The 21464-nt window shown below is 67.6% G+C and carries 24 protein-coding genes and 2 pseudogenes; 14 read left to right on the top strand and 12 right to left on the bottom strand.

All coding sequences use genetic code 11. The features are described 5' to 3' along the window. Nucleotides 1-4 precede the first annotated feature (4 nt). Nucleotides 5-409 (top strand): very short patch repair endonuclease, encoded by a 405-nt coding sequence (locus DEI92_RS02630; protein ID WP_111012229.1) that lies wholly within the window; start codon nt 5-7, stop codon nt 407-409. A 1092-nt stretch (nt 410-1501) separates the two neighbouring features. On the opposite strand, the gene DEI92_RS02620 is transcribed toward DEI92_RS02630, so the two are convergent. The 5 genes from DEI92_RS02620 to DEI92_RS16275 form a co-directional block, all read right to left on the bottom strand. Further along, on the bottom strand, nt 1502-2653 hold the full coding sequence (locus tag DEI92_RS02620; RefSeq protein ID WP_111012227.1) for a TIR domain-containing protein: 1152 nt from the start codon (nt 2651-2653) through the stop codon (nt 1502-1504). A gap of 73 nt (nt 2654-2726) precedes the next feature. After that, on the bottom strand, nt 2727-3053 hold the full coding sequence (locus tag DEI92_RS02615; RefSeq protein ID WP_258369928.1) for an N-acetyltransferase: 327 nt from the start codon (nt 3051-3053) through the stop codon (nt 2727-2729). 480 nt (nt 3054-3533) lie between these two features. Continuing rightward, the gene (locus DEI92_RS02610) at nt 3534-3887 is read right to left on the bottom strand and encodes an Lsr2 family protein (RefSeq protein WP_111012225.1); all 354 of its coding nucleotides are present in this window, start codon (nt 3885-3887) and stop codon (nt 3534-3536) included. 134 nt (nt 3888-4021) lie between these two features. Further along, nucleotides 4022-4171 carry a hypothetical protein gene (locus DEI92_RS16425; RefSeq protein WP_181434599.1) on the bottom strand — a complete coding sequence of 50 codons (150 nt, stop codon included), beginning with the start codon at nt 4169-4171 and terminating at the stop codon, nt 4022-4024. A gap of 212 nt (nt 4172-4383) precedes the next feature. Further along, entirely contained in the window at nt 4384-4677 is a 294-nt protein-coding gene (locus tag DEI92_RS16275) for a hypothetical protein (protein ID WP_146249083.1), read from the bottom strand. A gap of 133 nt (nt 4678-4810) precedes the next feature. On the opposite strand from DEI92_RS16275, the gene DEI92_RS02605 reads away from it, so the two are divergent. The 6 genes from DEI92_RS02605 to DEI92_RS16270 all read left to right on the top strand — a co-directional run bounded on the left by DEI92_RS02605 (nt 4811) and on the right by DEI92_RS16270 (nt 8895). Then, on the top strand, nt 4811-4996 hold the full coding sequence (locus DEI92_RS02605) for a hypothetical protein (protein ID WP_146249082.1): 186 nt from the start codon (nt 4811-4813) through the stop codon (nt 4994-4996). 413 nt (nt 4997-5409) lie between these two features. Continuing rightward, nucleotides 5410-5889, top strand: coding sequence for a hypothetical protein (locus DEI92_RS02595; RefSeq protein WP_111012222.1), 480 nt, complete (start codon nt 5410-5412; stop codon nt 5887-5889). 587 nt (nt 5890-6476) lie between these two features. After that, complete coding sequence (locus DEI92_RS02590; protein WP_146249081.1) at nt 6477-7085, top strand: hypothetical protein; 609 nt, start codon at nt 6477-6479, stop codon at nt 7083-7085. Nucleotide 7086: 1 nt separating this feature from the next. Then, nucleotides 7087-7968, top strand: a complete 882-nt coding sequence (locus DEI92_RS02585) for a hypothetical protein (RefSeq protein WP_111012220.1) — start codon at nt 7087-7089, stop codon at nt 7966-7968. A 2-nt stretch (nt 7969-7970) separates the two neighbouring features. Next, nucleotides 7971-8576 carry a hypothetical protein gene (locus tag DEI92_RS02580; protein ID WP_111012219.1) on the top strand — a complete coding sequence of 202 codons (606 nt, stop codon included), beginning with the start codon at nt 7971-7973 and terminating at the stop codon, nt 8574-8576. A 100-nt stretch (nt 8577-8676) separates the two neighbouring features. Beyond that, nucleotides 8677-8895 (top strand): hypothetical protein, encoded by a 219-nt coding sequence (locus DEI92_RS16270; protein ID WP_146249080.1) that lies wholly within the window; start codon nt 8677-8679, stop codon nt 8893-8895. A 164-nt stretch (nt 8896-9059) separates the two neighbouring features. On the opposite strand, the pseudogene DEI92_RS02575 reads toward DEI92_RS16270, so the two are convergent. Continuing rightward, nucleotides 9060-10055, bottom strand: a pseudogene (locus tag DEI92_RS02575) (IS481 family transposase). Between the two features lie 1553 nt (nt 10056-11608). On the opposite strand from DEI92_RS02575, the gene DEI92_RS16420 reads away from it, so the two are divergent. From DEI92_RS16420 to DEI92_RS02555, 5 genes and pseudogenes are all read left to right on the top strand, one after another. Further along, nucleotides 11609-12055: a hypothetical protein gene (locus tag DEI92_RS16420; protein WP_181434635.1), complete on the top strand. Its 447-nt coding sequence runs from the start codon at nt 11609-11611 to the stop codon at nt 12053-12055. Continuing rightward, nucleotides 12052-12333: pseudogene (locus DEI92_RS17000) on the top strand (zinc-ribbon domain-containing protein); the annotation flags it as partial. The gene DEI92_RS16420 and the pseudogene DEI92_RS17000, both read left to right, overlap by 4 nt. Nucleotides 12334-12363: 30 nt before the next feature. Further along, the gene (locus DEI92_RS16775; RefSeq protein WP_258369924.1) at nt 12364-12492 is read left to right on the top strand and encodes a zinc-ribbon domain-containing protein; all 129 of its coding nucleotides are present in this window, start codon (nt 12364-12366) and stop codon (nt 12490-12492) included. Between the two features lie 565 nt (nt 12493-13057). Continuing rightward, complete coding sequence (locus DEI92_RS02560; RefSeq protein WP_111009707.1) at nt 13058-13510, top strand: MarR family winged helix-turn-helix transcriptional regulator; 453 nt, start codon at nt 13058-13060, stop codon at nt 13508-13510. Nucleotides 13511-13583: 73 nt separating this feature from the next. Continuing rightward, nucleotides 13584-13793 carry a hypothetical protein gene (locus DEI92_RS02555; protein WP_111012216.1) on the top strand — a complete coding sequence of 70 codons (210 nt, stop codon included), beginning with the start codon at nt 13584-13586 and terminating at the stop codon, nt 13791-13793. Between the two features lie 58 nt (nt 13794-13851). Here DEI92_RS02555 and DEI92_RS02550 read toward each other — a convergent pair whose 3' ends face one another. Continuing rightward, complete coding sequence (locus DEI92_RS02550) at nt 13852-14643, bottom strand: SDR family NAD(P)-dependent oxidoreductase (protein WP_111012215.1); 792 nt, start codon at nt 14641-14643, stop codon at nt 13852-13854. A 62-nt stretch (nt 14644-14705) separates the two neighbouring features. On the opposite strand from DEI92_RS02550, the gene DEI92_RS02545 reads away from it, so the two are divergent. Continuing rightward, complete coding sequence (locus DEI92_RS02545; protein ID WP_111012214.1) at nt 14706-15431, top strand: SDR family oxidoreductase; 726 nt, start codon at nt 14706-14708, stop codon at nt 15429-15431. A 40-nt stretch (nt 15432-15471) separates the two neighbouring features. Here DEI92_RS02545 and DEI92_RS02540 read toward each other — a convergent pair whose 3' ends face one another. Continuing rightward, a complete protein-coding gene (locus DEI92_RS02540; protein ID WP_181434598.1) occupies nt 15472-16374 on the bottom strand; it encodes a phosphatase PAP2 family protein in 903 nt (300 codons plus the stop codon). A 169-nt stretch (nt 16375-16543) separates the two neighbouring features. On the opposite strand from DEI92_RS02540, the gene DEI92_RS02535 reads away from it, so the two are divergent. Further along, nucleotides 16544-16999, top strand: a complete 456-nt coding sequence (locus DEI92_RS02535; protein ID WP_111012409.1) for a DUF4383 domain-containing protein — start codon at nt 16544-16546, stop codon at nt 16997-16999. Nucleotides 17000-17156: 157 nt separating this feature from the next. On the opposite strand, the gene DEI92_RS02530 is transcribed toward DEI92_RS02535, so the two are convergent. From DEI92_RS02530 to rpsN, 4 genes are all read right to left on the bottom strand, one after another. Next, nucleotides 17157-18452, bottom strand: coding sequence for an ATP-dependent RecD-like DNA helicase (locus tag DEI92_RS02530; RefSeq protein WP_111012212.1), 1296 nt, complete (start codon nt 18450-18452; stop codon nt 17157-17159). Continuing rightward, on the bottom strand, nt 18449-20413 hold the full coding sequence (locus tag DEI92_RS02525) for a cytochrome c oxidase assembly protein (RefSeq protein WP_111012211.1): 1965 nt from the start codon (nt 20411-20413) through the stop codon (nt 18449-18451). The genes DEI92_RS02530 and DEI92_RS02525 overlap by 4 nt, the downstream gene beginning before the upstream one ends. A gap of 128 nt (nt 20414-20541) precedes the next feature. Then, nucleotides 20542-20829, bottom strand: a complete 288-nt coding sequence (locus DEI92_RS02520) for an HU family DNA-binding protein (protein WP_111009715.1) — start codon at nt 20827-20829, stop codon at nt 20542-20544. A gap of 327 nt (nt 20830-21156) precedes the next feature. Beyond that, nucleotides 21157-21462 carry a 30S ribosomal protein S14 gene (gene rpsN / locus DEI92_RS02515; protein WP_111009716.1) on the bottom strand — a complete coding sequence of 102 codons (306 nt, stop codon included), beginning with the start codon at nt 21460-21462 and terminating at the stop codon, nt 21157-21159. Between the last annotated feature and the right edge of the window lie 2 nt (nt 21463-21464).

The raw sequence follows: 21464 nt of genomic DNA, 5'->3' as shown, positions 1-21464 counted from the left end.
TGGCATGTCATGGGCCACCAGTAAAGGCTCGCGCCACTCCATGCAAAGGAACCGCGGGCGTGACACTGCACCTGAGCTCGCAGTTCGCCGACTGCTGCACGCCGCCGGGCTCCGTTACCGTGTCGACTTCGCGCCGCTCGGCAGTCGCCGTCGTGCGGATATCGTCTTCACGCGGAAGCGCATCGCCGTCTTCATCGACGGCTGCTTCTGGCACGGCTGCCCGATCCACGCGACCCGGCCGAAGGCGAACGCCGACTATTGGGGGCCGAAGCTCGACCGGAACATCGAGCGCGATCTGGAAACGACTGCTTCGCTCGAGTCGGCGGGCTGGACCGTGCTCCGCTTCTGGGAGCACGAGGCTTCGGCCGCCGTGGCGGAAGCGATCAGCAAAGTGGTCCGATCGAACTAAGCACACCCGCCGCAACAAGAGCGTACTGGGCCGCCTCCTAGGTGTAGGCGGGATTCATGGACCACGCTCGGCGGCTTGGCGTTGCGCCGACCAGAGCAGTCCAATGCAGTCTGAGGAGCGGGCCGCTGGAAGGGAATGCGCTCCCAGACCACGAGATCAACGATCTATCGCCACAGACTCCCGGCGCGGAGGAAGGGATCCCCGGCCGGCCCAACACGAGTCGTAGCGCTGAGGCCCACGAGTGGAAGCGCAGCAGGCACGAACGAAGCGTCGGAGGATCGCAGACGAGATGCGGTGCTGTGCCCAGGAAGGGATCCCCCCCCCCGCCGACGGACGCAAAGGTGCTCTCGTGGTGTTTACACCGCGGTCAGGCCTGTCGGGCTCGGTGCGAGGACATAGCCCACGGTCGCCGCGGTCGCCCTGCCCCCAGACTGCACAACGTTTGCTGCTGACACCTCTGACTTGATCAGCTCACGCTTGCTCAGTGACTCAAGTGCTTCGATGACATCCAGAACGGGTGTTCCCTCCGATCCACGAGGTATCGAGCAACCTGTCGGGCCGCTGGCCGCGGCAGCGCGACCTCCTTCGGCATTTCGGCGTTAGCAGCGATGAAGGCGGCTACGACCTCCCAGGCCATGTAGAAGGTCTCGACGAAGGCGCCGTCGTAAGGAACAGGGCAGATCATGAGGTTTCGCATTTCGTCCCGACGAAGCATGTCCGACCTCCCCTGCGACGCAGGCACCAGCCCGACGCGGAGGCCTAGTGCCCCCTTGAGGTCGGAAGGGTTCATCTTTACTGTCGTTCCAACCCAGCGTTCCGAATCCGAATTACCAGGGAACAGGTCGGCCTTCCACAGCCATCGATGCTTTGCGGGAGGCGGGAACCAACGCCGGACACGACGGAGACGGATGAGGCGGTGTCGCTGCTCGGCAAGCTGCAGATCGACCTGCAGGCCGTCGTCGCGCAGTCGGGCTGGGGATCGAAAGGTCCGGACTCGCCGCCGCCAGCCGACCCGCCGATAGTCGGCTAGACAACTTGAAGAGATCGGGTCAAGAAATGGGGAGGATGCTTTGAGCATCCTCCCCATCGGCGTCACTCAGGGTCTGGCAGATCCCAAGCGAGTCGGTCGATCTGCTCGATCCATCCGTGAATGACTGCGACTCCTTCTTGCACGTGCACCAGGCCATTCTGCAGAGCCTGCACGGGCTTCTTCATGTCACGCGACGTCTTGGTGATCGGCCGCACCGATTCGAGTAAGCCGGACACGCCAATTACCGCCTCCTGGGCCTCGCGGTCGAGACCCTTCAGGCTGGCGAAGAAACTTGCAAGACCCTCCCGTGCCTCGGCGTCTCCGTCGGCCGCTTCATCTGCTCGGGCGATCAGAATCTGCACCCCTCGATCAACTGATGCGAGCCTCGCGGCGAAGTCGCCACCGTGGGCTTCCGCCGCGTCTGCTGGTACTTGTAGCTGCTGCGCCATTTGCCGCACCATCGTCAGCCGACCAGCGAAGCTCTTCGTCTGGGGTGACCCCGAGTTGAGGTCCGCCGCGCCCGCCTCCGCTACCGCGCCGAACGCCTTGACGTCCTCCGTCAGGTAGGACATCGCGTCGATCCAGTTTGGCATCGCCTCTTCCATCTCGGCGAGCCGCTCCATGTCGTCAGGAGCCTCGTCCTCGTCCTCCTCGGCCGAGGTCGCGAGGTCGGCGAGGTCCAGCTTGTCCACAGCAGCGTTAACGGACACGATTTGGCCTGCCAGCTTCTCAACGGCCTTTGTGTACTCAGGCGAGTCTCGGGTCGCATGGCGGAGGTTCGTCAGGGGCTCCCATTGGAAGTCGACGACCATGTCCATCACGTCGTCACGCTTCGCCGGGTCGTGGAGGTTTGGAACATCGATCCAAAGGATTGGCATGATGAGTTGCTTCACGCCGAGAGCCTCGGCGCGAGCGGCAAACTGCTTAAGTTCCCGGCGGCACTCCACACTCGTGAAGAACCGCGGAGTGACGACAGGAACGAAGAAGGCCACGGATGCGAGGGCCTCGTCAATAACGCTGCGCCACGCATCGCCCCATTTCAGGTCGTCGCGGTCCAAGAACAGTTGGATTTTCTCAGTCGTTTGCGCCTCATATTCTGTCACGATGTCACGCGCAAGTTGCGCAATCCGGCCGTGAGACGCCTCGTCGTCGGCGTGGACGTAGGACCAGAAACCGCTGGCCGTGGGGGTTGCGGTTGGCGCAGAACTTGTCATGTGCTCAGGTTATGGGGTGCCACCGACGCGCCGACCAGTCGTCGACTCGCGCGCGAGTCAGACGGGGTGAGGCTTAGGCCCGACGCGGTGAACCCGCGGTGCGCCATGACCGCTCGATCAGCAGACGAGTCGCACGGTTGTTCGAGGGGGTCGAAGCTGGACGGGCGCCATCAGGTGTGAAGACGTTCCGTCGGTAGAACGCACGAGCGCGTGGGTTGTTGGCGGCGACCCAGAGCGATGCCGGTCGTCCACCGAGCGTGGCGTTTAGAAGCGCCTGACCAGCTCCGCCTCCGTGCGCACGCGCGAGGACGTAGAGCATGGTGAGCTCTTCGGGGCGGACAGCGTGGAGCTCCGCAATGGTTTGAACGGCGGCGAACCCGACGACGCCCGACTGGTCCACCGCGACCGCAGTAAGCAATGTGGCCTGCTCGAGGTTCGAACGTCACGTCTCGATACGCCGCTCGTCGTCGAACCAAGGGTTGGCATCTGGGTCGTGTACGAAGTGACCGTAGGTCTCCCGCCATGGTGCGAGGTTGACGCGTTCAGTGCTCTCCGCATCATCGTCGGCTGCCGCTGGTATCACCACGGCGCGCGGCTGCTGCTCGTGAGCGCGAACGCTCATCGGTCGAACCGTTGGCTGCGAGATGAGCGGCATGGGTCAGTAGGAGGTCCACGACCGGGACGAACTCGACGCTCGGCTGCTCGCTGATTTGTCTGATGCCGCTCGAAACGGCCCAACCCGGCACGTTCGGGTAAGGCTCCCGGTGTCGTGGAGGGGCAAGACAGAAGAGCCTGCCGAGCGCATGCTCAGCAGGCCCTTCGTCTGACCAGCGAGGATGAGTCGCACCTAGGGTTGGTCTCGAGGTTCGTGTCCGTCGTGTCAGTGCGCGGCGTCGTATGCGTCGCGGACTTCGCCGGAGATGCGGCCGCGCTCGGAGACCTTGTAGCCGTTCGTGCTTGCCCATTCGCGGATGGCGCCGAGGTCGCTCTTGTCGCTGCTGCTCTTGCTCGCCGTGGGCTTTGACGTGCGGAACGTGCGGTTTCCGGAGCCGACCTTGCGCGCGGCGGCGATGTAGTCCGATAGCGCTTCGCGCAACTCGTCCGCGTGGGCGTTACTCAAATCGATTTCATAGTTCGCGCCGTCGTATCCGAACGAGACGGTGCGGCCTTCGCCTGCGGCGATGGTTTCGTTGTCGAGGTCGTCGACGAGAACGGTGGTGACTTTCTGTGCCATGAAGGCTCCTTCGTAACAGTGTGCGTGTTGCCCCCGGAGAAACGGTACACCGGTATTCCGGTAACCAGACGGAAGCGCTTTGCCCGCTGCCAACCTCCCGCAATCGCTCTCCGGCGAAAGTTGCGCCTCGCCGATCAATATTCTTTCGCGTTGATCAGCTGCTGGTCGTGATCTGCTCGGCGCAACGCCGCATCGTAGAACCTGACCACCGGTTTTCCTGTTCCTGGACTCGCACTGCGTTCGTGCGCCTTCGGCGGCACCCGCTGCTCGTAGCGTGCCGTCATGGTTCCTACCGCCTGCGCTCGCGAGCCTTGTCTCAAGACCGCGTCTTCCCGAACGAGCGGCCCGCGAGCAGGGCTACTGGGCCTGGGCAGGTGAGCACGTGGCCGACCGGTGCGCGTCGGCTTCCCCGAGCGGAGTTCTCCCGTCGTCACCCGCGGTGCCGCTTTGTCGCGCTGCTTCCGCGCATACCGGTACCGACAACAACAAGGAGGTATCAGCATGACCAACACCGACAACGCTCAGCGACCCGATCAACCGCCTCGATGCCGACGCGGCCGGTGTCCGCTGGTTCGAAGCGCGGATAGGGTTCCTCCCCCGCGACTGGCGCACCACCACCGCTGACAGCTCCGTCGTTGCCGCCCTCGGCGGCGCGAACAGCATCGACGTCGCGCACCGCGGGCAGCAGCTCTTCGACGACAGCCTCCCCAACTGGTGGCTGGCGGAACAGGTCACGGAGCAGGACCTCGAAGCGCTCGGCACGGAACCGGTCGACGTGTTCCTCGGCCACGACGCGCCCTACCCTGCCGCCCTACCCTGCCGCCCTGACCGCAGCACTCGCCGCAACCGAACATCGATGGGACCCAGCAGCCCTGCAATACGCCCAACGTGGGCAGGCGATGTTCCATCGTGGCGTTCCGCAGGTGGAGCCGAAGCTCGTCATCTCCGGCCACCACCACCTGCACCTGGACACGACCGAGACGATCACCGCAAGCACCGGGGAGCGATTCGAGATGCGGTTCGTGATCCTCAAAAAGCTCGGCGCACCCGGCAACACCGCACTGCTCCACATCCCAAAACGACACCTCCAGATGCTGCCGCCTCGGTGACCGCCTCGACGCGACCGACGGAAAGCAGGGTCGCTCGTCGACCATGGCGCCTCAGCGCTGCTCCTGTCGATGCCTCACACCTCGGTGCCACACCTACACCTGCCGCAACGCCTGGCTGCGGCCGAACTGCACGAGCACCGCGTAGTCGCTGGCCGCCACCGCCCACGCTTGAACCCGATGCCAGCGGTTCGGGGTTTGCAACCACGGCCAAACGCTCAGCGGCGGATCGAACTCGGTACCGAGGAGCCGGTGCCCCTCCCCCCGCGCTAAGAACAGGTTGTCGAAGGCGACCTCGTGATCGGAGACAACGAGCCGGCAGACCCCCGTTATGTCGACCCTCCCCGCTAAGCTGGCATCAAAGATTTGGGGAATCATGGCGTACGACGAACAATCGGGCTCAGAGCAGGCAAAGAGTGGCGTCTCTCCAGCGAGATTCGCCGCGCTCAAGAACCTCGCGCTCACGGACTTCGGACGGTTCGCCCGAGGTTCAGCAGGTATCGGATGAGGTACGAATCAAGCTGATCGAGCAGCTCCCGGAGTTCCGCAAGCTTGCCGCGGACGCCATCAACTCGCTGGCTGAGGGCTACACCACGACGATGAAGTCCTTTGACGAGGGCGACCATGCTCTGCGTGAGGCGTTTGAGCAATGGCGACGCTCGCTCGACAGAATTCTTGAACTCCCTGACATTACGTTTGAACAGCGACTCGAATTGACGCGAGAGATTGGGCGCACTGTTGAACTTCAGTCGCAGAAGGAAGCTGAGACCAAGGGCGCAAAGGTCAAGCTCTTGGAGCGTTTGACCATCGGCATTGGCATCGCCGCTGGCATCGCGATCCTCGCAGTGGTCGGCGGAAAGATGAGTCTTGAACAGGGAAACGCAGACGACGCCTAGACTGATCTGGCTACAGCCGTCAGAGTTGGCCGCCGCTCCTTTTAATCTTCAGGTGTAGACATGAGGTACGAGCCTCCGTCACTCTCACGACAGCACCACGAACTTGATCGGGGTGGTCGGGATCGCGTCTCGGGGAGGGTACCAATGGCCCCTCATCTTGCGGACGACGCGTCCCGAGTCCGTGCTCCTCTATGTTGGCCAGGCGGTCGAAAAGCGCCATGTCGAGCTCCTTGGTGGGGGCACGACGCACCATCCTAATGGGCGTCGTAGTCAAAGCCCCTAGTCGGTGATTGCGCCGTATGACTGGCAGCGGACTTCAGGGGCGCGTTCCGGCCACCGGGTGAAGGCGCGGTCGTAGATTAGGCAGACGTGGGGTTCGTTAAACGTGTTCAACCTCGGGTCCTGACCACGCCTTCGCGCGGGAGCGTGGTCGTTCTTCCTGGTGCTCGACTTCTGATCCACAGGGGACGATTCGCGTTCCTAATTCCCGTTCCTCCGCCCCTCGCGCTAGCCTGGCGGGCGAGCGGGGGAAGCGCCCGGGCCTCGCGCCGGTCGGAGGGGTGGCAAGTTTGATCGTTCAGTGGTGCGTGAAGGGTCTCAGCCTTTCCGACGATGACACGGCACGGGGGCTCATCGACAGCGGTGAGGGCCTCGTTTCCAATTGGTGGCGCGACAGCGGCTCGATTGCCCCCTCCGATGTTCGCGGCCAGTTAACACTCACCGCGCTCGACCGGCACATCAACCACTTCGACGACCCCGATCCCGCGACGGGCCGGCCGTTCCGGGAGATCACGCCCTTCATCTCGCTCTCAGCCGGCACCGTGGAGCGGCAGTCGACCGCGGCCACCAACTTCGCGCATCGCGCCCGCAAGACGGCCCTCTGGTTCGGGAGCCAGTTCGGCGCCAAATCATCCGCGTACCTGTTTGTGTGCTGGCTGGTGCTGGCGCCGCGACCGGCCGTCGAGGTAGAGAGCGTGGCCGAGGAGGTGCGCGACCTCAACTCCTATCGCCGGTACTCCGCCTTTCAAACTGAAGGCGAGATCGTGGCCAAGATCAACGTCCCTGTGACACAAATTCACTCATGCGAGAAGTGGAACTGGGACCGGTCAAACAACGTCCTCTGGCGCGAGTGGATCCATCCGAACGGGTCGTTCATCGCGCCCGACAGCCTGTCCAACTTGCGCGAGATGATCTGACATGACCGCGGCAGACCTCAGAGATCAGGGGGTCGACCCGGAGCGCGCCTCCGCCCGGGCGGCATTCTTGACTGCTTACGCCCAGCTGGCCGAGGAGGACTATCTCCGCGAGGTCATGACCAGCGAGCCGGATACGGCTACCAGTAGAGCGAACGGCCTGGATGCGGCGACGGCATATCGGGAGGCCGCGCAGTGGTCGTTGTCTCTGGGCACCGATGACGGGATTGACCTTTTGGCGACTGCCGCCCGCTCGTTCTCCCGGCTCGGCTTCCCCTACGGCGACTTCCTTGGAGCGGCCTGCCGGACAGTCGATGCGGACGGCCCGCCACGACCTGACAGGGACGTGGTCCGCCAGCTTGGCGCCGCGGTGGCGAGCGTTCCCGCCGAGGCGGACCGGTCCGAGCGGCGCGAGCTCGCCTCTCCACAGCAGCAGGCCTACCTCTTCGTCGCGGCGGCGGCGACACCCGAGCTCGCGGATGACCTCCGTGAGGAACTTGCAGCGATCGCGGCCTTCCCGGCCATGGGGTCGGGGACCGCCCCGATGGGAGCGCTTGGCGCTCCCGTGCGAACGTACGTCCGGGCCGGCCTCGCCCTCATGGACCACGATCGCGAGTCCGTCCTGCTGCGCGCGCTCGTCGCGATGTCCCGCCGTTTTGACGACGCGGCGAACCTGGCAGCCTCCAACGACTATTTGTGGAGGAATGCGAGCGCGCCCATCGAGATCCCCGACCTCGATATCGTCGCGCTCGTCGCTCTCGGAGTCGATCGCGTCGATGGATTCGCGGGCAAGCTCCGCCAGGCGGCTTCGGAGCTGTCCGGATGGGCGCGTTTTCCGATCGACGTGGCAATTGAAGTGATTGAGCTAAGGAAGAAAGGACGGTAGGCATGAGCACCGAAGTGGTCACGCTGATCCTCGGGGTGCTGGTCATTGTCGTCGTCGGGGCGATCACTTGGGGGGCGGTTGCGCGCGGACGTGCGAGCGGCCTCAAGATCTCGGTCGCGAAGCTTGTCGACGTGCAGGTGAACGTCGGGTCGAGGACGCGTGAGGCGGTCGGCGATGATGTGAGCGCTGCCGCGGCTGAGCGCGGTCAGACCCTCGACACCGCCGCTGTGAAGGTGCCCGCCTCCGTCCGCCTCGGTCGCATTCTGTGGGTGGACGACCACCCGGACAATAATCTCCACGAGAGCATCGCCTTCGAACGGCTGGGACTGGCCATCACGAAGACGACGCACCCGGACAGTGCGTTGAAGTACCTCAGGAGCCTGCGATACGACGTCGTGATCACGAACTGGGGTCGTCAGGACGGCACGCCGGTGGCCGACTTCGTCCGCCAGGTGGCGTCGTCCTATCCCGGCGCGACGGTGATGGTGTACACGTCGCCGACCCAGGTCTCGGCAGGGGAGGCCGGTCGTAGCGGCGCAGACTTGGTCACAGCGGACCCACGGGTGCTGCTCGGCTCCATATTCGCCAGGTTATCGTCCGATTCATGAGGCCGGACACCTGCGCAAAGCAGAAATCCCAAAGGTTTTCTGGGAGCAATTGAGGCTAGGTTGACTGTTCCGGAAGAATTCGGCTCACTCCGCATGATTGATGATCATCGCCGCCCTGACAGCCGTCCCCGCCTCAGGGCTGAACGCCAGCGCCGCCGGAGGAGCCGGGAACAGCACCGCGTCCACCAAGGCACTCTCCATCGTCAACGAGAAGCACTTCGCCGAGCAGCAGCGGACCACCTTCCACGCCGAGGTCGGCGGCGAGCTCTACGAGTCACCTACGCCACGTTCGGCTCCGGGGAGGTCGTCGGCATCTTGATCGCGTTCCTGGTGCTGTTCCTGACGTTCGGTTCCCTGGTCGCCGGTGGGGCGAACATGCTGACCTCGATTATCGGCATCGCGATTGGCAGAGGCGGCGAGGGGTGCAGGTGCGGGAGGACCCAGGGTGAGCGCTACCGAGTGGTGCGGAACGCGGGAACTCGACTAGCTGTGATGTCCAGACAGGTTGTTGAGCCTGTTGATCGGGGTTGCCCGGATGGCGGAATGTTGCCGGTGGTGATTGTAGAAGTGGATCCAGCCCGGTAGCGCTTCGCTGCGTTCGGTGTTCGATTCGTACTTCCGCGCGTAGGCCCAGCCGTCGGCGAGGCTGCGGTGGAACCGCTCGATCTTCCCGTTGGTCTGTGGTCGGTAGGGGCGGGTGCGTTTGTGCACGATACCCAGCTCGGTGCAGGCATCCCGCCAGGCGTGGGACCGGTAGGCGGAGCCGTTGTCGGAGAGCACGCGGCGCACACGCACGCCGTGGTTCGCGTACCAGGCGATAGCGCGTCGGAGCACGCCGATCACGGTGGCGGCGGTCTCGTCGGTGCAGATCTCGGCGTAGGCGACCCGGGAATGGTCGTCGATGACGGTGTGGATGTATCCAGTCCCGATCACCGGCCGGTACTCGCGCCCCCGTCTCCCGGTGCGATTCGCGGTCGCGGACGCGTTCCGGTAGCCCTGCTGTCAGCCGACGTATCGCCAGCCGCCGCCGTCGGGGATGTTGGCGAACTTCGTGACATCGACGTGGAGCAGTGCGCCGGGGGCGTCGTGTTCGTACCGGCGGATCGGCTCGCCCGTGACCCGGTCGATGTGCGAGAGCCGGTTGAGGTGGCAGCGGACCAAGACCGCATGAACGCTCGAGGCGGGCATGTCCAGCAGCCCGCCGATCTGGACCGGTCCGAGCCGGTCTCGCCACCGCAACGACACTATCCGGCGCACCACCGCGGTCGGCGTCTTCGTCGGCATCCTTCGCGGACGACCGGTCCGGTCCGTCATCCCAGCAGGGCCTTCGGCACGGAACCGGGCCGCCCACTTCCGTGCCGTGACGGGCGAGACCATGAACATCTTCGCCGCGGCCGAGACGGGCCAACCGTCATCGACGATCAACCGGGCAAGGCGAAGCCGGGCGCGCGGGGTCAGAGCAGCGTTAGCGTGGGACACGAAGGCCTCCTGGGCTCGTGAAGCGCGAGATTGAGCGCGATCAGCTTCTCCGGCTCGCAAGCGCCCACGCAAGCGGCCCGAGGCTGTCTACTACGCGTGCTCTCAACGCTGGCAGCGACATGAGCCCGGCCTTCGCTGAAGCGTGGAAAGTTGCAAGCTGGGTGACACGCCCTCAGCCTCGGCCGGCGGTAGCGAACCGAGCGGAGGCGTCACAGTTACAGATCGCGCTCACCAGGTGTACGACGGCCATCGTGGGAAACTGCTGCACGCCCGGTGCAGTTCGCCTACTCCTGCTCTTCATTCGGGGGCCGATTCAGAGTGGGAGGCAGGCTTGCTATCCGTATCACCTGTTCCGGGTCCCCATGTGGGTGCCACGCATATTGACGCCCACCCTTCTAGAGCCGCCGCGTTCGGCTCTACCGGCCCCTTCCAGGCTGCCGGGCGTTCGCCAGCGGCGCGAAACCCCGTGATCAGCATCGTCTCGTACCCCTGGTGCCACGCGAGGCTTTCGTGCATGATCGTGTCACTCTGACCACGCCCGAAGTGCGACCGGAGGCCCCATGTTACCAAGCCTGCCCGGGCCCGAGGATCTCCTCGCGCAATTGCTCGTCTATGGGTTAGGCGTCCCAGCGGCGCTTGTCATACCGGCGCTGGTGGTCGTCTGGATAAAGAGCTGGGTTGATGCCACCAGGGAGGTAGTTCGAGCTGGTCGAGCCGTCGGATCGATGACTCGCGCCGCGACGAGTACACGGCTCGGAGCGGTCTGGGCGGCGATGTTCGCACAAGCTGTCGCGATCGGCTGTACATTCTTGGTCTTTCGCAACCTAGACGAGATAATCGTTCTCTGGGCGTACGGAAGCCAACTCGACTGGCCCCGTCGGCTCCTCTTCCTGGTTACCGTCGGGGGCCCCACAAGTCGAATTGCGGGTGCGGCGGCAACTGGCCTGTCTCTGGTATGGGATTGGTGCTTGGTAAGCGGCAATCAAGGTGCACTCGGCGTTGCGGCAGTCCCCATCGGGGCTCTCCGTCATCTGGAACTGATGACGTTGGTGCTAGGCCTTATTCTAATCCCGTTCAGCAGTCTGTTATGGCTTTTCAGCTCCGGTGACTGGCGTCGCTGGCTTGGCGACGATACGCTCCAACTCATGCTTTCGGCGGTAATCCTGTTGGCCGCGATCTGGTCGATTGGGTTCGCGGACCGACGCCTAAAGAAGGCGCGCGACACCCTCAGCGTTCGCGCCACTCCTTAACGAGGGCAAAACGACCGGGGAAGGTCCGAAACCAGAGGAATACGGGCGGAACATGTCAGGCTCCCGATGGTCTTTCGTCTCGAACGCTGAGCGAGGAAGACGACCGCCTTGTCGGTAGCCCGGCGCCGGACGCTGCAGAGTGCGGGCTTCCAGTGCTCGAACCCGAGGCGCCGGAAGACCCCGAGCTCGTGAAGGGATTGCTCGTGCTGGGGAAGTGATGCAGTACTGGTCCACCACGTTCTCGCAACGGGTCACGCTCGAATCCGTTCACAAAGCAGGAACCCAACACCAGGACGAGCACCCGTGGCAGGCACGGACGCTCCCCCGCAGACAAGCGGCCGGAAGCGGTGCCGCCCCCCCCCCGCTAGCAAGAGCAGCAGCAGCTACCGATTCGGCCGCGGCGGCCTGGTCATCTGCGACCACGGACACCAACACTCCAGCCAGGGACGGTGCCCAATCTGCTCCAACGGCGCGGTCGCTCCCGGCTACAACGACCTGGCCACGACCCATCCCAACTTAGCGAAGGAACTCGATCCCGTCCTCAACGGCGCCACCACCGCGCAGACCATCCAAGCCGCCGCACGTCGCAAGCTCGCCTGGCGATACCCCCGCAACGGACACCTGTATTGGGCAACGGCATCGAACCGAACCACCACCCACCCCCAACTCGCCGCGGAACTCGACCCCGCCGACGAGGCGGGCCACCCCGCAACCAAGATGTGCGCCGACAGCGGAAACAAGCCGGAATGACGCTGCCCCGACTGCGGTCACCACTACACAATGTCCCTCTACAACCGAAGCCAAGGGGCAGCTGCGAGCCGTGCCGGCGCGCGCTGCTGCGGTGCACCCGAACGAGCCTTGCCGACACCCACTCGGACATCGCCGCACAGTGGCACCCCACCCGGAACAACCAAGAGCGGCCCGAGGACTACTCCCACGGCGCGAACGAAGAGGTGTACTGGCTCTGCACCACCGAAGCTGCGCGCTGGTACCGACAACGCATCGATCGGAAGGTCCGGTGCTACGGATGCTCGCTCTGCTCCAGCCGCCAGCTGGTCTTGCGCGTCAACGACCTCGCGACCACCGACCCGCTCCTCGTGACCGAGTTCCGCCCCGACTTCAATGGAGCCAAGCGGCCGGAGCTGATGTTCGCCGGCACCGACCGCTACTGGTGGAAGTGCGCCTAGGGGCACGTCAAGCAACAAAGCGCCCCTAACCGAAGAAAGTCACGTGGCTGCACGAACTGCGAACCCGGCGACCGCATCTTGGCTCACAACTGAACGACACGAAACGACGGCGAAGCCCAACGGCTTCGCCGTCATTTTCGTCATGCGGGCACTCGCACCCGAAGGTCTCACGTCAGGTGAGAAGGATCTGCGACGCCCGAAAACGGCGTCCTCAAGCTCTTCGCGGTCTCGCTGCTGAGAAGAAGTCTCACCTAGGTTGAGAAGCGACAGCGCGGCCGCGACCGCGGGCACCGGCATGGTGGAGGCGGCGACACGCGTGGAACACGACGCCTTCGGGGTCCCGGTCCACTGCGTCCGCTCGACGGGACGGGTAGCGCGTCGACAGGAGCAGGGACCGGGAGGGATACACCGCTCGGACCGGGCACGGGCGCGGTCCGGTCCGTCCGGGTGCAGCGGGTACTCCTCCGAGCGTAGGTGTCGTCCGGACGGCGGACAACGTCGCAGCGCGCCCCAGTTCGAGGGCGGCAGCGCACGAACCATGAGGGCACGAACGTAGGATCGAGCCATGACCGCTGCGCCGGAGACCGTGGACCCGCTCGCCCTCGACCGTCAGCTCTGCTTCGCGCTCGCGGCGACGTCCCGGGCCGTGATCGGGCTGTACCGGCCGCTCCTCGAGCCGATGGGTCTCACGCATCCGCAGTACCTCGTGATGCTCGCGCTGTGGGAGGACTCCCCCAGGTCGGTCCGGGCGATCGCGCGTGAGCTGCACCTCGACTCGGCGACGCTCAGCCCCCTCCTCAAGCGGCTCGAGGCATCCGGCTACGTCCGTCGTGACCGCAGCCCGAGCGACGAGCGCCAGCTACAGGTGTCGTTGACGACCGCGGGTCGCGCTCTGCGCGAGCGGGCGCGGGCGGTGCCGCTCGCCGTCGCCGAGCGGCTCGGGTGGCCGGTCGCCCGTCTGGAGGCCCTGAAGGACGACCTGACGGCCCTCCTGTCGGTCGTCGACGACGCCTCCTGACCCGTCGCTCGTGGTCAGGAGGCAGAACAGCGTCGTACACTGATCATTAGGGTACGAACGAACTGGAGGAGCGATGGCGGGTCGATTCGGACGCTGGTACACGCGCTGGAACACGACGCTCATCGAGAAGATGGGGCCGTCGCAGATCGGCGCCGGGCGTCCCGAGGGCCCCGACGACCGCACGGTGGACCGCGCGTGCCCGCTCTGCGGCGCGCCCCTCTCACAGCACCGTGTCGAACGCCGCGAAGGGCAGCGGGCCTCGTCGACGCTGCACTGCCCCTGACCCGGAGCGAGCCCACCGCGCGGAGCGGGACAGCGCCGTCGCCCGGGCAGGGAGCGCGTCAGTCCGGCAGCGCCGCGATCTCGTAGGCCTTCGCCGGGATCTGTGTCGCGAACTTGCCGCCGCTCACGTCGATGAGCGCGCCGGTGACGTACCCGGCAGCTCGACTCGCGAGGAAGCAGACCACGTCGGCCACGTCGTCGGCGGTCTCCCAGCGGCGGAGCGACAGCGTGTCGAGCAGTCGCGCCTGCGCCGCGTGGTCCATGTCGGCGAAGCCGTTCATCGCCGTCGGCACCATGCCCGGGGCGTAGGCGTTCACCGTGACGCCCCACGGCCCGAGTTCACCCGCCAGGACCCGCGTGAACTGCACGACCGCCGCCTTCGAGGCCGCGTAGGCGGCGCTCCCGACGCTCGGCACGATCGCCGCGAACGACGCCGCGTTGACGATGCGTCCGGACCGCTGCGCCCGCATGGTCGGGATCACCGCTTGGCTCATCAGGAACACCCCGCCCACGTTGACGTCGAAGCACCGCCGCCAGCGGTCGGGGTCGAGCGTGTCGATGGTGCCCTCGACGTTGATGCCGGCGTTGTTCACGAGCACGTCGATCCGTCCGGCGCGCTCGACGATCGTCGCGACCGCGGAGCGGACCGAGGCCGGATCGCTGACGTCGCACACGAGCTCGACGAACCGGTCGGCCGGCGTCGGAGCAGCTCCGTCGCCCGCCGCACCGAACGCCAGGTCGAGCGCGAACACCGTCGCACCCTCGGCGAGGAACCGCTCCGCGATGGTGCGTCCGATCCCCCGGCCCGCACCGCTCACCACGACCACCTGGTCGTTGAACTCGATCAGCATCCTCGCTGCCTCCACCCGTCCGCGTCGTGCCGCCGAGCATACTGACGACAGGAGGACGGACGATGAGCGATGACGCACGGGTGCTGTGGATCACGGGCGGCGGGACCGGGATGGGGCGCGCGGCGGCGCGGATGGCTGCGGCCGCAGGGTGGCGCGTCGCGGTGAGCGGCCGTCGCCGGGAGGCCCTGGACGCGGTGGTGGCCGAGGTCCGGTCCGACGGTGGGGACGCGATCGCCCTGCCGGTCGACGTGACGGACCGGCGGGCCCTGGCCGCCGCCCACGCCGAGCTCGTCGATCGTCTGGGCCGCATCGACGGTCTCGTCCTCGCCGCCGGTCTCAACGACCCAGCCCGACGATGGGCAGACCAGGACCTCGCCCGCTTCACACAGATCGTCGACACGAACCTCACGGCGGTGGTGGCGGCGGTCGACCTCGCGCTGCCGGAGCTGCGGCGGGCGGCCGGCGTCGTGGTCGTGGTGTCGTCGTACTCGGGATGGCAGTTCTCGCCCGGGGCCGGCGTGGCCTACAGCGCGAGCAAGACCGCCCTGGGATCCGTCGTCCGGACGTTGAACAACCAGGAGGCCGAGCACGGCGTCCGGGCCTGCCACCTGTGCCCGGGAGACGTCGACTCGGACTTCCTGGCGATGCGTCCGGTCGTGCCGGACGCCGACGCCCGCGCGGTGATGCTCACCCCCGAGGACGTCGCCGCAGCCGTGCAGTTCGTCCTCGACGCTCCCGGACACGTCCGCGTCGACGAGCTCGTCATCTCGCCCGTCTCGCAGCGCTGAACCGCGGCGACCGCCTCACGCACTCCGGCCAGACCGCTCGTCAGCGCCGACCACCCCCACCGGCGTGGTGCATGCCGTCGGCGAGCCACACCGCGAGCATCGTGAGCACGACGCTCCCCGACGCCGCCATCCGGCCCGCGACGAGCAGTGACGGACCGTCCGCCGCGTCGCTCACCACGAACACGACCGCGGCGACGGCGCCGATGAGCACGGCGATGCCGAGGGCCGCCAGGAGCGCTCCGGTGACGAGGACGCGTGGCCCCCGCGGAGCGTCGCGGTCGCCCCGCAGGCCGAGGTCGACCCGCGGTCCGACCGCCCGGACGATCCCGAGCCAGAAGAGCGCGACCCCACACGCGCCGACGATGTCGCTCATGCGGTGCCAGCCGTAGACGACGGTCTGGTTCGCCACGATCACCGCGTAGGCGGCGCCGACGAGCAGCACCACGGGCCGGAACCGCCGGGGGGTCACCATGAGCACCGCGAACGACGCCGCGAGCGCGATCGTGGCGTGACCCGACGGGAACGAGTTCGGGGTCGTCGACCCGGCGATCTCAGGGCGCGCGGCGATACGCTTGAGCAAGGTCGACGTCCCCGCGGACGCGAGCACCACGACCCCGGCTCCGATGCCCACGCCGAGCCGCCGTCGGCCCAGACCGACGGCGACGATCACGACGACGAGCAGCAGGATCACCGGGACCGAGATGACGTTGAGCGCGGTGTCGGACCCGAACAGGTCCGTGTCACGGACCCCGCTCAACGCAGCGTCCTCGAGGCGCTGACCGATCGGGGTCAGCACGGCGGCCGCGTAGACGAGAGGCACGACCACGAAACCCACGGCAGCGAGCAGGAACCACCGTCCCCGACGTGACACCTCGCCGGTGCGGTCGGGCGTGAAGGTCACGGGACTCCTCTTGATCGGGGCGGTGGTCGTCGGCGTGGGCATCCGCATCGTGGCGGCGCTCCGATTGGGCCGGTCGGGGCGGGACACGATACCGTTTCCCCGCCCGCCGGAGGCTGAGAGCGACCATCGACCGTCGCGCTCGGCGCGCATCTGGGCGGCACTGACCCACGATCCCGAGGACGACCACGACGTCCGAGGAGAGGAGAACGAGATGTCCATCGTCCAGCCGAGCTTCGCGTCCTCACCGAACCGGGCGCTCGCCATGACGGCGGGCTCGATGTTCGCCATCTGGGGCGTCCTCGGCTTCTTCTTCGCGGGCAACGGCGGTCACCACTTCCTCGGCAACGAAGGCGGCTACCTCTGGGGCGCGTTCCTCGTGAACCCCGCCCTGGCGTTCATCTGGACGGCGCTCGCGGCCGCCCTCCTCATCGCCGGCATGGGGACGCTCCCGTCGGCGCGGGGCATGAACCTGCTCGTCGGCGTCATCGTCCTCGTGATCGGCGTCTACGGGTTCGTGTTCATGAACACGAGCGCGAACGTCCTGGCGGCGAACACCACCGACAACGTGTTCCACGTCATCGTCGGCGCGATCCTCGTGCTCACCGCGATCGGTGCGGACAAGCAGAACTTGCGGGCGATCCGCGGCCTCAACCGCGCCGGCGCCTGAGCGCTCCCGCTCCACGGCACCGACGACGCCCCCGGGACATCCCGGGGGCGTCGTCCTGTCCGCGCGGCGCGCCGCATGGGAGGCACTCCCCGGCTCCCCCGTCATTCGCCCGGTCTCCGCGTCGTCGCGCAGCCACCGCGTCCGCGGACGCGCGAGCTCACCGGGGCGGCGCCGGCAACGCGGTCGCGACGATCCGCGGCGCCTCGGACATGAACCGCCGCACGTCGTTGTCGACGATGATGTCGCGGGGCCGGAGGTCCCGTGTCATGTAGAGCCCGTCGAGCGAGGTGATCCGGCTCAGCGCGACGTACGCCTGCCCCGCGCTGAACACCCGGTTCCCGAGGTCGACGACGGCACGGTCGTACGTCTTGCCCTGCGACTTGTGGATCGTGACGGCCCAGGCGAGGCGGAGCGGGAACTGCTGGAACTTGCCGACGACGTCCTTCTTGAGCTCCTTCGTCGCCGCCGAGTACGAGTACTTGACCTTCTCCCACACGCTCGGCTGGACCTCGAACTCCTCGTCGTCGACCTCGACCCAGACGGTGTCGCGGATCTTCGTGACGACGCCGATCGTCCCGTTCACCCACCGCTGGTCGGCGTCGTTCCGCAGGAACATGACGTGTGCGCCGGGCTTCAGCTCGAGCGCCTCGTCGGCGGGGTGGTTCCGGCCGCCGAAGTCCCCGCTCACCTCGGCCTTGGCGGTCTTCACGCGGCCGGGTAGTCGGTCGAGCGCGGTCTTGTTGATCCGCGCGACGGTGTCGTTCCGGGTCGCGAGGGTGATCACGCCGTCCGGAGCCGGTCGCGCTCCCGCGGTGTTGAGCGCGTTCGCGACGTCCGCCGTGACCCGCCCGTGGCGCACGGCCGTGAGCATCGCCGCGAACGCGTCGTCACGCTGCCGGTGGATGCGGGCCAGCTCGACGATGTGCAGCTCGGTCTCGAGCCACACCTTGGCGTCGAAGAACCACATCGACCGGTAGTGGTCGGCGAAGTACGCCCGCTCGTCGGCGTCCCCCGGCACCGGTGGCAACTGGTAGGGGTCTCCGAACATGACGACCTGCACGCCGCCGAAGGGCTCGCGGGAGCGCTGGCGTGCCTTGCGGAGGGAGCGGTCGATGGCGTCGAGCAGGTCTGCGTTGACCATCGAGATCTCGTCGATGACGACGGTGTCGATCGTGTTGAGCAGCTTGCGGACCTCGCTGTTCTGCTCGAGGTCGGCGTCCGCGATGAGCCCGATCGGCAGCCGGAACAGCGAGTGGATCGTCTGACCGCCGACGTTGAGCGCCGCGACACCCGTGGGCGCGCAGATGACCACCTGCTTGGCGGTGTTCCACGACAGGTGGTGCAGGAGGGTCGACTTGCCGGTGCCCGCCCGGCCGGTGATGAAGACGTGGTCACGGGTGGACTCGATGTACTCGAAGACCGCCCGCTGCTCCGGCGTCAGCTCGGGACTCATGACCGGGCCACCGCTGTCGTCACACCCGCGTCGACCCGGGCCGTCGGACCCGTGGACCGGGCGGTCGGCTCACCCTCGGACGAGGAGCGTCGGGACCGCACGAGGACCACCACGACGACGAGCACGAGGAAGGCGATGCCGGCCACGACGAGCACGAGTCCGCCCCGCGCCTGGTCGACCACGGGATCGGGACCCCACGTCCGGCCCATCGCGCCGAACCAGGACGCCTGGACCAGGCCGAGCGGGCCTCGGAGCACCGAGCCGAGCACCACCATCGACGCCGCGACGAGCGCCCCGCTGCCGATCCGGACCAGTGCCGCGCCGGTGCTCGGGCGTCGAGCCCCGACCGCCACCGGCGTCAGGAGCGTCGGCACGGCGACGAGCCCCACCGCGAGGAACACGACGTCGGTCACCGTGCGGGTGATGCCGTCGTCGGCCGCCCACCGCAGGGCGTCGGTGTCGACGTACGCCCACCAGAGCGCGCCGAGGAGCACGGCCGCGGGGAACGGCTGCGCCAGGTAGCGGACGACCACGTTGTCGACGAGGATCCCGGTCCACTCGCGGACGCCGGTGCTGCCGTCCTGCCGTGGGTGCACCGCGGCCCGGATCAGGAGGACCGGACCGGCACCCCAGGCGAGCACCGGCACGAGGAGCCCGAGGAGGACGTGCTCGGCGAGCGCCGACGACACGAGGAACCGGTCGTACCGGTGCAGCGCGCCGTTCGTCGCGGCGAGCAGCACGAGCACCGTCGCGATCGCCGACACGGTCCGCAGCACCGGCCACCGCCGACCCTGACGCCGGAGGCGGATGACCCCGGCCGCGTACACCGCGGCGAGCAGCACGACGGCCATGACCCAGAACAGGTCGAGCGAGCCGCCGGTGAGCCACGTCCACCCGCCGGGCGCGGCGGGCAGACGATCGTCGGTGAGCAGTTCGGCGGGCGTGGGGTCGCTGGTCGTGCTCAGGGCGACCTGGTCGACCGGGGGCGCAGTGCGGGCGAGCGCCGCCGCGAAGCCCGACGCGACGCCCATCACCGCGAGCTCGGCGACCACGAGCGTCCAGAAGGGGCGCCGCCGGGCGGGGTCGGCCGCGAGCGCGACGACGGTCCGACGACGCTGCAGTGCGCCGAGCACACCGATGCCCAGGAGCGCCGCGGTCTTGACGAGCACGAGGACGCCGTACGGGGTGAGCAACGCCCCCCAGCTCCCGACGCGGATCGATGCGGAGGCGTACCCCGAGGCGGCCACGAGCACGAAGCACCCGAGCGCGATGCTCGAGTACCGCGCGGTGACGAGCGGCAGCCGCTCGGCGGGGAGGACGCCGCGGAGGAGCGCCAGGGAGAGCAGCCCGCCGACCCAGAGCGCCGCGCCGACGAGGTGCAGTCCGAGTGCCGTGACGGCTGCGTCGTGGCTGGCCGTGCCCGCGGCGTGCCCCTGCTCGGCCATCGGGACCAGGCCGACCATCGCGACGCCGGCGACGAGGGCCACGAGCCCGCGGGAGCGGACCGCGAAGCAGAGGACCGTGACCACGGCGGCGACGAGGACCGTGACGATCCACGCCAACCCGAGATCCGTGCCGGTCAGGAACACGCTGAGGGACTGGCCGAACTGCTGGTCGAGCGTGACCGGGACGTCCACGACGCTGAGGAACGAGAAGAACGTGGTGACCGCGGCGGCGACCGTCCACACGCCGGCGGAGGCGGCGGCGACGTCGAGTGCTCGGTTCCACTCCGGTGCCGTGCGGGACAGCGCGACGGTGGCGAGCCCGAGGCCGCCGATGGTCGCGGCGGCCGCCAGGTCCACCACGGTCTTGGCGATCGGCAGACCGAACCGGACGGCGGCACCGGGATCCGACACGAGCGGGGCGTCCGCCGCACCACCGATGACGAGTGCCACGAGCACGGACACGAACGCCACGAGGAGCAGCACCGCGGGCGCGGCGATCCGGGCGAGACGAGTCACCCGTCCAGCCTACGGCGATGCCCCGGCGACCCCGACCGACTGTGGATCGCGGTCGTGGAACGCACGACAGGCCGGGAACGACGACGGGGACGGCGCAACGCGCCGTCCCCGTCGTCAATTCGCCGTCGTTACTTGACGGCGGCCTTGAGCTTGCTGCCCGCGCTCACCTTGACGCTGTCGCTCGCGGCGATCTCGAGCGCCTCGCCCGTCTGCGGGTTGCGGCCCGTGCGGGCGGCGCGGTGGGTCTTCTCGAACGCGATCCACCCGGGGATCGAGATCTTGGCGCCCTCGCTGAGCGACTTCGACACGACGGAGAAGAGCGCGTCGACGACGCCGTTGACGGCGGCCTGGCTCTGGCCCGACTCGGTCGCGATCGCGGCGACGAGCTCGGTGCGGTTGAGGGACTTGTCAGCCATGGATGTCCTCCTCGGACTCTCAGCGGTACAGACCGGGCGCATGCCGCACCCGAGCGGGGTGACCACGAGGCCGAGGGCCCGTGGAACCGTAGGCGAACCTACCAGCCACCCGGGCGCATCCCGGCCAACTCGCCCGGATTCTCGCGGTTCCTCGGGACTGCTGGGGCTGCTGTGACCCATGTGACCGAGCGCACGGCCCATCGCATCACCCGCGGTCGACCGCATCACCCAGGGTCGACCGCATCACCCAGGGAACGACGAACGCTCCCCGACCCGAGGGACGAGGAGCGTTCGTTCGTGGTGACCCGCGGTGTCAGCGGGTCGGCGTCACCAGGACGACTTGGTGATGCCGGGGAGCTCGCCGCGGTGCGCCATGGAGCGGAAGCGGACACGGCTGATGCCGAACTCGCGGATGTTGCCGCGGGGGCGACCGTCGATGGCGTCGCGGTTGCGGTAGCGGACCGGCGAGGCGTCGCGCGGGAGCTTCTGCAGGCCGACGCGGGCGGCCTCGCGGCTCTCGTCGGTGCCGTTCGGGTCCACGAGGGCCTTCTTCAGCTCGAGACGACGCTCGGCGTAGCGCTCGATGATGACCGCGCGCTGGTCGTTCTTGGCGATCTTGCTCTTCTTGGCCATGC

The organism is Curtobacterium sp. MCBD17_034, from assembly GCF_003234515.1.
Lineage (GTDB): Bacteria > Actinomycetota > Actinomycetes > Actinomycetales > Microbacteriaceae > Curtobacterium.
The sequence above is the reverse complement of the archived record's forward strand: the minus strand, read 5'-3'. Positions and strand labels throughout refer to the sequence as shown.

Excerpts from the sequence above, each read along its gene's own strand:
- DEI92_RS02630 (WP_111012229.1), top strand. The coding sequence starts at position 5 with ATGTCATGGGCCACCAGTAAAGGCTCGCGCCACTCCATGCAAAGGAAC.
- DEI92_RS02620 (WP_111012227.1), bottom strand. The coding sequence starts at position 2,653 with ATGACAAGTTCTGCGCCAACCGCAACCCCCACGGCCAGCGGTTTCTGG.
- DEI92_RS02610 (WP_111012225.1), bottom strand. The coding sequence starts at position 3,887 with ATGGCACAGAAAGTCACCACCGTTCTCGTCGACGACCTCGACAACGAA.
- DEI92_RS16425 (WP_181434599.1), bottom strand. The coding sequence starts at position 4,171 with ATGACGGCACGCTACGAGCAGCGGGTGCCGCCGAAGGCGCACGAACGC.
- DEI92_RS02585 (WP_111012220.1), top strand. The coding sequence starts at position 7,087 with ATGACCGCGGCAGACCTCAGAGATCAGGGGGTCGACCCGGAGCGCGCC.
- DEI92_RS02580 (WP_111012219.1), top strand. The coding sequence starts at position 7,971 with ATGAGCACCGAAGTGGTCACGCTGATCCTCGGGGTGCTGGTCATTGTC.
- DEI92_RS16270 (WP_146249080.1), top strand. The coding sequence starts at position 8,677 with ATGATCATCGCCGCCCTGACAGCCGTCCCCGCCTCAGGGCTGAACGCC.
- DEI92_RS02560 (WP_111009707.1), top strand. The coding sequence starts at position 13,058 with ATGACCGCTGCGCCGGAGACCGTGGACCCGCTCGCCCTCGACCGTCAG.
- DEI92_RS02555 (WP_111012216.1), top strand. The coding sequence starts at position 13,584 with ATGGCGGGTCGATTCGGACGCTGGTACACGCGCTGGAACACGACGCTC.
- DEI92_RS02550 (WP_111012215.1), bottom strand. The coding sequence starts at position 14,643 with ATGCTGATCGAGTTCAACGACCAGGTGGTCGTGGTGAGCGGTGCGGGC.
- DEI92_RS02545 (WP_111012214.1), top strand. The coding sequence starts at position 14,706 with ATGAGCGATGACGCACGGGTGCTGTGGATCACGGGCGGCGGGACCGGG.
- DEI92_RS02540 (WP_181434598.1), bottom strand. The coding sequence starts at position 16,374 with ATGCCCACGCCGACGACCACCGCCCCGATCAAGAGGAGTCCCGTGACC.
- DEI92_RS02535 (WP_111012409.1), top strand. The coding sequence starts at position 16,544 with ATGTCCATCGTCCAGCCGAGCTTCGCGTCCTCACCGAACCGGGCGCTC.
- DEI92_RS02530 (WP_111012212.1), bottom strand. The coding sequence starts at position 18,452 with ATGAGTCCCGAGCTGACGCCGGAGCAGCGGGCGGTCTTCGAGTACATC.
- DEI92_RS02520 (WP_111009715.1), bottom strand. The coding sequence starts at position 20,829 with ATGGCTGACAAGTCCCTCAACCGCACCGAGCTCGTCGCCGCGATCGCG.
- rpsN (WP_111009716.1), bottom strand. The coding sequence starts at position 21,462 with ATGGCCAAGAAGAGCAAGATCGCCAAGAACGACCAGCGCGCGGTCATC.